General features: G+C 56.3%; 6 protein-coding genes. 4 read left to right on the top strand and 2 right to left on the bottom strand.

All coding sequences use genetic code 11. The features are described from left to right. Positions 1-66 precede the first annotated feature (66 nt). A complete protein-coding gene (gene hrpA / locus ACOT0L_RS10450) occupies positions 67-3,969 on the bottom strand; it encodes an ATP-dependent RNA helicase HrpA (protein ID WP_126503747.1) in 3,903 nt (1,300 codons plus the stop codon). Positions 3,970-4,172: 203 nt separating this feature from the next. Here hrpA and azoR point away from each other — a divergent pair, with 203 nt between their 5' ends. Both azoR and ACOT0L_RS10440 read left to right on the top strand, forming a co-directional pair. After that, positions 4,173-4,778 carry an FMN-dependent NADH-azoreductase gene (gene azoR, locus ACOT0L_RS10445; protein ID WP_022648050.1) on the top strand — a complete coding sequence of 202 codons (606 nt, stop codon included), beginning with the start codon at positions 4,173-4,175 and terminating at the stop codon, positions 4,776-4,778. Positions 4,779-4,867: 89 nt separating this feature from the next. Next, positions 4,868-5,554, top strand: coding sequence for an RluA family pseudouridine synthase (locus ACOT0L_RS10440; protein ID WP_023300051.1), 687 nt, complete (start codon positions 4,868-4,870; stop codon positions 5,552-5,554). A 7-nt stretch (positions 5,555-5,561) separates the two neighbouring features. Here ACOT0L_RS10440 and ACOT0L_RS10435 read toward each other — a convergent pair whose 3' ends face one another. After that, positions 5,562-6,101 carry a DUF2058 domain-containing protein gene (locus ACOT0L_RS10435; protein WP_022648048.1) on the bottom strand — a complete coding sequence of 180 codons (540 nt, stop codon included), beginning with the start codon at positions 6,099-6,101 and terminating at the stop codon, positions 5,562-5,564. 168 nt (positions 6,102-6,269) lie between these two features. Here ACOT0L_RS10435 and ACOT0L_RS10430 point away from each other — a divergent pair, with 168 nt between their 5' ends. Both ACOT0L_RS10430 and ACOT0L_RS10425 read left to right on the top strand, forming a co-directional pair. Next, positions 6,270-7,244 (top strand): DUF1852 domain-containing protein, encoded by a 975-nt coding sequence (locus ACOT0L_RS10430; RefSeq protein WP_126503745.1) that lies wholly within the window; start codon positions 6,270-6,272, stop codon positions 7,242-7,244. Positions 7,245-7,270: 26 nt separating this feature from the next. Next, a complete protein-coding gene (locus ACOT0L_RS10425) occupies positions 7,271-8,299 on the top strand; it encodes a methionine synthase (protein ID WP_045622272.1) in 1,029 nt (342 codons plus the stop codon). Positions 8,300-8,301: the final 2 nt, after the last annotated feature.

Genomic DNA, 8,301 nt, shown 5'->3' with positions numbered 1-8,301 from the left:
CTATGTTCCCGGTCTGATCTGTTACCTATGTATCCGGTCATACAGCAGCGCCACCGGGCAATGGTTTTAGCCGGAGATCTGCTCCATCGCCTGCAAGATACGCTTATCCGAAATGGGATACGGCGTACCGAGCTGCTGGGCGAAGAAGCTGACGCGCAGCTCCTCGATCATCCAGCGGATCTCCCGCACATCGTCATCATCGCGACGCGCTGGCGGCAGTTTGTTGAGCCACTGCTGCCACGCCTGCTGCACGTTTTCGACTTTCAGCATCTGCGCTCGATCGCGATGCGGATCGACCGCCATTTTCTCCAGACGCTTCTCAATCGCCTGCAAATAACGCAGCGTATCACCCAGACGCTTAAAGCCGTTGCCGGTGACAAAGCCGCGATACACCAGCCCCGCCATCTGCGCCTTCACGTCCGACAGACCCAGGGCCATGGTCATATCCACCCGCCCCTTCAGGCGCTTGTTGATATTGAACACGGCGGTGAGGATCTGCTCGACCTGTTTGGCAATCTCTACCACGGTATCGTTCAGCTCCGCGCGCACCTTTTCATGAAGCTGAGCAAAGCCCTCTTCCGTCCAGACCGGACCGCCCGCCTCGTAGATCAGTTTGTCCACACCGCAGGAGATGCAGTCGTCGATCAGATCCAGCACCTTACCGTACGGGTTAAAGTAGAGCCCCAGCTTGGCTTTGTTCGGCAGCTTCTCGTGCAGATACTTAATCGGCGACGGGATGTTAAGCAGCAGCAGGCGACGCAGCCCGCGCCACATCATCTGCTGTTGCTCCTGCGGATTGTCAAAGAGCTTAATCGCCACGCTGTCGCGCTCATCTACCAGCGCGGGCCAGGCTTTCACTTTGTAGTTCCCGCGCTTCTGCTCATAGCTTTCCGGAAGCTGACCAAAGCTCCAGATGTGCAGCCCGCTCTGCTCAATACCGTCATCGGCCACCGCAGAGAGCGTCTCCTGGACTTTACCTTTCAGCGCTTCTTTCAGCTCCGTCAGAGAACGGCCTTCGAGCAGCTTTTTGTTTTTATCGTCCACCACGCGGAATGTGATTTTCAGGTGATCGGGCACCTGATCCCAGTTCCAGTCGTCGCGGTCAATGGTGGTCCCGGTCATGCGTCGGAACTCACGCTCCAGTGCGTCCAGCAGCGGCAGTTCCAGCGGCGTGACGCGGCCTAAAAACGCTTCGGCGTAGTTCGGCGCCGGTACAAAGTTGCGCCGCACTGGTTTAGGCAGGGATTTGATTAATGCAATGACCAGTTCGCGGCGCAGGCCGGGAATTTGCCACTCAAACCCGCTCTCATCCACCTGGTTTAACAGCGGCAGCGGAATGTGCACCGTCACGCCATCGGCATCCGCGCCCGGCTCAAACTGATAGGTCAGACGCAGCTTGAGGTTGCCCTGATGCCAGAAGTTCGGGTAGTCGAGCTTGCTGACCGACTCCGCGCCCTCTTTGATCAGCATGCTCTTTTCAAAGTTGAGCAGGTCCGGGGTCTCTTTGCTGGCTTTCTTCCACCAGCTGTCGAAATGGCGCGCCGAGATCACATCGTGGCTGATGCGCTGGTCGTAAAACTCAAACAGCGTCTCGTCGTCCACCAGAATGTCGCGACGGCGGGACTTGTGCTCAAGCTCTTCCACCTCGGCGCGCAGCTTGAGGTTTTCGCGGAAGAACGCATGGCGCGTCTGCCAGTCGCCTTCCACCAGCGCATGGCGGATAAACAGCTCGCGACTCAGCGCCGGGTCAATCTGGCTGTAGTTAACCTTACGCGCTGCAACCACCGGCAGGCCGTAAACAGTGACTTTTTCCGTCGCCATCACCGCGCCCTGCCCGCGCTCCCAGTGCGGCTCGCTGTATGAGCGTTTCAGCAGGTGCTGCGCCACCGGCTCAACCCACTCTGGATCGATACGCGCGGCGATACGCCCCCACAGACGGCTGGTTTCCACCAGCTCGGCGACCATGGTCCACTTCGGCGGCTTCTTGAACAAACCGGAGCCCGGGAAGATGGAGAAACGCGCGTTGCGTGCGCCGGTAAATTCCTGTTTATCCGCATCCTTCATCCCGATATGGGACAGCAGGCCGGTCAGCAGGGCGATATGAATTTCGCGGTACTCCGCCGGTTCACTGTTCACCGGGATGCCCAGCTCTTTCACCACCTGGCGCAGTTGGGTGTAGATATCCTGCCACTCGCGCACGCGCAGGTAGTTGAGGAAATCCACCCGGCACTGACGGCGGAACTGATTCGAAGAGAGCGCTTTTTGCTGCTCGCCGAGGTAGTTCCACAGGTTGACGAATGCGAGGAAATCGGACTCTTTATCGTGGAAGCGACGGTGTTTTTCATCCGACGCCTGCTGTTTGTCCATCGGACGCTCGCGCGGATCCTGAATGGAGAGCGCCGAAGTGATGATCATCGCCTCGCGCACGCAGCCGTGTTTTTGCGCCTCCAGCACCATTCGCGCCAGACGCGGGTCGACCGGCAGTTGGCTAAGCTGGCGGCCCAACGGCGTTAGCTTGTAGGCCGTCGCCTGCTCGTCGGTAGTAATGGCCCCCAGCTCTTCCAGCAGCCGCACCCCGTCCTGAATATTGCGCTTATCCGGCGCTTCCACAAACGGGAAAGCGGCGATATCGCCCAGCCCCAGCGCGGTCATTTGCAGGATAACGGATGCCAGGTTGGTTCGCAGGATCTCCGGATCGGTAAACTCCGGGCGCGACAGGAAATCGTCTTCCGAATAGAGACGAATACAGATCCCTTCCGACACGCGGCCGCAGCGGCCCTTACGCTGATTAGCTGACGCCTGCGAAACCGGCTCGATCGGCAGACGCTGAACTTTGGTTCTGTAGCTGTAGCGGCTGATGCGCGCCGTACCCGGGTCGATCACGTATTTAATGCCCGGCACGGTCAGCGAGGTTTCGGCCACGTTGGTCGCCAGCACGATGCGGCGCCCGCTGTGCGGCTGGAACACGCGGTTCTGCTCGCTGTTGGACAGGCGCGCGTACAGCGGCAGGATCTCGGTATGGCGCAGATCGCGCTTGCTGAGCGCATCGGCGGTATCGCGGATCTCACGCTCGCCGCTCATGAAGATCAGAATGTCGCCAGAACTCTCGGTGCCCAGCTCGTCGACGGCATCGAAGATGGCCTGAAGCTGGTCGCGCTCGGTATCGTCCGCCTCTTCTACAATCGGGCGATAGCGCACTTCAACCGGGTAGGTTCGGCCTGAGACTTCAATGATCGGCGCATTGTTGAAATGTTTTGAGAAGCGCTCCGGGTCGATGGTCGCGGAGGTGATGATGATTTTCAGATCCGGACGCCGGGGCAGCAGCTCTTTCAGGTAGCCGAGCAGGAAGTCGATGTTCAGGCTGCGCTCGTGCGCTTCATCGATGATGATGGTGTCGTACTGCATCAGCAGACGATCCTGCTGGATTTCCGCCAGCAGGATACCGTCGGTCATCAGCTTAACCATGGTGTTATCGCTGACGTGGTCGCTGAATCGCACCTTGTAGCCGATGCAGCCGCCCGGCTCCGTTTGCAGCTCGTCGGCAATACGGTTCGCCACGGTGCGCGCCGCCAGACGACGCGGCTGGGTGTGACCGATCAACCCTTTCACCCCGCGGCCTAATTCCATGCAGATCTTCGGCAGCTGAGTGGTTTTACCTGAACCGGTTTCCCCCGCGACGATCACCACCTGGTGGTCGCGCACGGCCTCAAGAATATCCTGTTTTTTCTGGCTGACGGGCAGGTTTTCCGGATAGGTAATCTCCGGGCGTGCGGCTTCACGCAGCACAACTTTCCCTGCCGCCTGTTCAATCTCTTTGGCCATCTCCTGGTAAATGGCCTGTTGTGCATCAGGATTTTTAACCTTCTTAACGCCGTGCAGACGGCGCGCAAACCGCTGTTTATCGCGCAGCATCAGCGAATCAAGCTGTTGCATCAGCACCGGGAAGGATAATTTCTGTTGTTCTGTCATAGCGTTAACGGGCAGTGCACTGCCGGATAAAATCTCTTTTTAATGATTGCTATAGAGTACCACATCAGTGCTTTTCGCGCCTTATTCAAAAAATTCGAACATAGGCTTCGATATATTGCGCTATCCCTGTGGCAGGATTGTGAATAAAGTGTCAACAAGCAACGGGGCACCCCCCTCAATCAAATACAAAACAGGAAATTCCCATGAGCAAAGTATTAGTGTTGAAATCCAGTATTCTGGCAGGGTATTCACAGTCTGGTCAGCTGGCTGACTATTTCGTTGAACAGTGGCGTGAACAGCACAGCGCGGATGAAATCACCGTGCGTGACCTGGCGGCAAACCCGATTCCTGTGCTGGACGGCGAGCTGGTTGGCGCGCTGCGTCCGAGCGATGCGCCTCTCACCCCACGTCAGCAGGAAGCCCTGGCGCTCTCCGACGAGCTGATTGCTGAGTTGCAGGCCCACGACGTTATCGTGATCAACGCCCCAATGTATAACTTCAACATTCCTACGCAGCTGAAGAACTACTTCGACCTGGTGGCGCGCGCTGGCGTAACCTTCCGTTACACCGAGAACGGCCCGGAAGGTCTGGTGAAAGGTAAACGCGCTATCGTCCTGACCAGCCGCGGCGGTATTCACAAAGATACCCCTACCGATCTGGTCGCACCGTACATGACGTTGTTCCTGGGCTTCATCGGCATTACCGACGTGAACTTCGTGTTCGCTGAAGGTATCGCTTACGGCCCGGAAGTGGCCACCAAAGCGCAGACCGACGCGAAAGCCGCTATCGACAGCCTGGTCGCAGCCTAAATTTTCCCCCTCTCACCGCCCGGTGGGAGGGTTTCTCTTTCCCCCGTATTTCGTTATCATCCGCACCCACTCTCCAGCCCGGCGGCCTGATGTCTGTCATTATCGATACGTTTATTGCACCCCCCTGTCACGACGACATTGAGATCCTCTGGCAGGACGAGCATCTGCTGCTGATCAACAAACCCTCTGGTCTGCTCAGCCTGTCCGGGAAAAATCCGCAAAACCGCGATTCCGTCCACCACCGTCTGGTGCAAACCTTTCCCGGCTGCACGCTGGTGCATCGTCTTGATTTTGGCACTTCGGGCCTGATGGTGATTGCACGTAACAAAGCGATTAACGCCGCGCTTTGCCACCAGTTCAGCCAGCGCGCCGTGACCAAGGTTTACACCGCCCTGTTGTGCGGACATGTGGAACAGGACGAAGGGACCGTGGATGCCCCGATTGCCAAAGATCCGGCGCTGTTTCCGCTGATGACGATCTGTGCCCGCACCGGTAAGCCCGCTCGCTCCCGCTATCGGGTGATGGAACGTATTTACCAGGATACGACAATGCCGTTGACGCGGGTTGAGCTTACCCCGGAGACCGGGCGCACCCACCAGCTGCGCATTCACTGCCAGCAGTTAGGCCACCCTATTTTGGGGTGCGATCTGTATGGGGGTCTGGAATGGCCGGGGGCGGAAGAAACGCCCCGGCTGATGCTGCATGCAAGCGTTCTGAGTTTTATTCATCCGCTGAGCGGCGAGACCATGAATGCCCGTCACGCCGCGCCATTCTGAACGAGGTTTACCACATTAAATCGTCAGGGATTTTGAAGTCTGCGTACGGATCGTCTTCGTCCTGCTCTTCCTGACTCAGCGCGCTGTTTAGCACAATGCTGTCCGCATCGCGCTGGGCAATTTTATCCGCCACCACCGCCGGGATAATCGCGTAATCACAGTCGCCATTCGCGTTAATCACCAGTCGGGCAATCGCCAGGCGACCGTTGATCAGCTGGGTTTGCGTCTGCTTATCGACGTCGATTTTTTTGATCAGGCTGCCATCGGTAAAGTTAAAGGTAATGTTGCCCTTCGCCACGGTGATGCGGTTCATCTCAATCAGCTGCTTCACCTGCGCCCTGAACTCTTTTGCCAGCACCGCCTGTTTTTGCTGTTCGCTCAGCTGCTTATCACGCTCCAGCTGGGCTTTCTTGTTCTCTTCAACAGCCTCTCTCGCCTCGCGAGCCTGGACGCGGGATTTTTTTGCCGTGCGCTGAACCTTCGCCATCTTTTTACTGCTGACTAAGCCCGCTTTCAGCATCTGCTCTTGTAGGGTGAGTTTTGTCATGATCGTTTAAACCGGTTGGAAATGTCGGGGGATTATACCTGAATCGCGCAGTTCATGAAGAACCCTCATGACGCAGTGAAATTAAGTCACTTCCCCTGCGCCAGTGGCTCAGGCATAAATTATGCATTGATAACGTTTAGGCAACATGAACTTAGGATGCATAACCAAATGAGTCAGGCTTTCACATTTACCCTTAAGCGCAGTTGCTTTGATGAAAATTATAACCCGTCAGAAAACACGCGTACCACCACCAACTTCGCCAACCTGGCGCGTGGCGAGAAGCGTCAGGATAACCTGCGCAATACGCTGGTGATGATCAACAACCGCTTTAACGCGCTGGCGAGCTGGGATAACCCGAAAGCCGACCGCTATGCCGTCGAGCTGGAGATTATTTCAGTCGATATGAATATCGGCGGCGATTTTACTTTCCCGGCCATCGAAATTCTGCAAACGACGATCGTGGATAAAAAGACCCACGTGCGCATCGAAGGCATCGTCGGGAATAACTTCTCATCCTATGTTCGTGACTATGATTTCAGCGTCCTGCTGCTGGAGCATAATAAAGATCAGCCCCGTTTTACCCTCCCCGAGAATTTTGGCGAGCTGCACGGCAATATCTTTAAAAGCTTCGTTCATTCTGCGGAATATCAGGCGAACTTTAAAAAAGCGCCGGTGATCTGCCTGAGCGTCTCCAGCAAAGACACCTATCGTCGTACCGGTAACCACCACCCGGTGCTGGGGTATGAGTACCAGCCGGACGGCGAGTCGCTAACGGAACAGTACTTCGCGAAGATGGGCCTCAAGGTTCGCTATTTCATGCCGGAAAACAGCGTCGCGCCATTTGCCTTCTTCTTCACCGGCGATTTACTGCGTGATTACACCAATCTGGAACTGATCGGCACCATCAGCACCATGGAGACGTTCCAGAAGATCTATCGACCAGAAATTTACAATGCCAATTCCGCTGCGGGACAGTGCTATCAGCCCGACCTGAATCAGCAGGATCACTCATTAACAAAAATCGTCTATGACCGTGAAGAGCGCAGCCGGCTGGCCATTGAACAGGGTAAATATACCGAAGAGCGGTTCATCAAACCCTATAAAACCCTTCTTGAGCAGTGGTCTCATCACTTCACGCTTTAATTTAATACGAATAAAAGGTTCTTCTTATGAAAACATTGCTCCCGACATCGACGGCTGGCAGCCTGCCGAAACCCACCTGGCTTGCGCAGCCGGAAACGCTCTGGTCGCCGTGGAAACTCCAGGATGAGGAATTACTGGCAGGGAAACAGGATGCGCTGCGTTTGTCTCTGGATGAACAGATTCGCGCCGGGATTGATATCGTCAGCGACGGGGAACAAACCCGCCAGCATTTCGTCACCACCTTTATTGAACATCTCAGCGGCGTAGATTTTGAAAATCGTCAGACGGTGCGGATCCGTAACCGTTACGATGCCAGCGTGCCGACCGTGGTAGACGCGGTGGCGCGCCAGAAACCGGTGTTTGTAGACGACGCGAAATACCTTCGCCAGCTGACGGACAAGCCGATCAAGTGGGCGCTGCCTGGCCCGATGACCATGATCGACACGCTATACGATGCTCACTATAAAAGCCGCGAAAAGCTGGCCTGGGAGTTCGCAAAAATTCTCAATCAGGAAGCCCGCGAGCTGGAAGCGGCCGGCGTTGACATTATTCAGTTCGACGAACCTGCTTTTAACGTCTTTTTCGACGAAGTGAATGACTGGGGCATCGCCGCGCTGGAGCGCGCCATTGAAGGGCTGAAATGCGAAACCGCAGTACATATCTGCTACGGGTACGGCATCAAAGCCAATACGGACTGGAAAAAAACGCTCGGCTCCGAGTGGCGCCAGTATGAAGAGGCGTTTCCAAAGTTGCAGACCTCAAAGATCGATATCATCTCGCTGGAGTGCCACAACTCGCGCGTGCCGATGGATCTGCTGGAGCTGATCCGCGGTAAAAAAGTGATGGTCGGGGCAATTGATGTTGCCACCCAGATCATCGAAACGCCGGAAGAGGTTGCCGATACGCTACGCAAGGCGTTGCAGTTTGTGGATGCAGACAAGCTCTATCCGTCCACCAACTGCGGCATGGCTCCCCTTTCCCGCCAGGTCGCCAACGGTAAGCTGAAGGCATTAAGCGCCGGGGCTGACATTATCCGTCGCGAGCTTGCCCGCTAACC

This window comes from Enterobacter cloacae complex sp. XAL002, from assembly GCF_049236805.1.
Classification (GTDB): Bacteria; Pseudomonadota; Gammaproteobacteria; order Enterobacterales; family Enterobacteriaceae; genus Enterobacter; species Enterobacter intestinihominis.
Note: the sequence above shows the minus strand (reverse complement) of the source record. Positions and strands in the feature narration are given on the sequence as shown.

Coding starts and splice junctions, on each gene's coding strand:
- hrpA (WP_126503747.1), bottom strand. CDS start 3,969: ATGACAGAACAACAGAAATTATCCTTCCCGGTGCTGATGCAACAGCTT.
- ACOT0L_RS10425 (WP_045622272.1), top strand. CDS start 7,271: ATGAAAACATTGCTCCCGACATCGACGGCTGGCAGCCTGCCGAAACCC.
- azoR (WP_022648050.1), top strand. CDS start 4,173: ATGAGCAAAGTATTAGTGTTGAAATCCAGTATTCTGGCAGGGTATTCA.
- ACOT0L_RS10435 (WP_022648048.1), bottom strand. CDS start 6,101: ATGACAAAACTCACCCTACAAGAGCAGATGCTGAAAGCGGGCTTAGTC.
- ACOT0L_RS10440 (WP_023300051.1), top strand. CDS start 4,868: ATGTCTGTCATTATCGATACGTTTATTGCACCCCCCTGTCACGACGAC.
- ACOT0L_RS10430 (WP_126503745.1), top strand. CDS start 6,270: ATGAGTCAGGCTTTCACATTTACCCTTAAGCGCAGTTGCTTTGATGAA.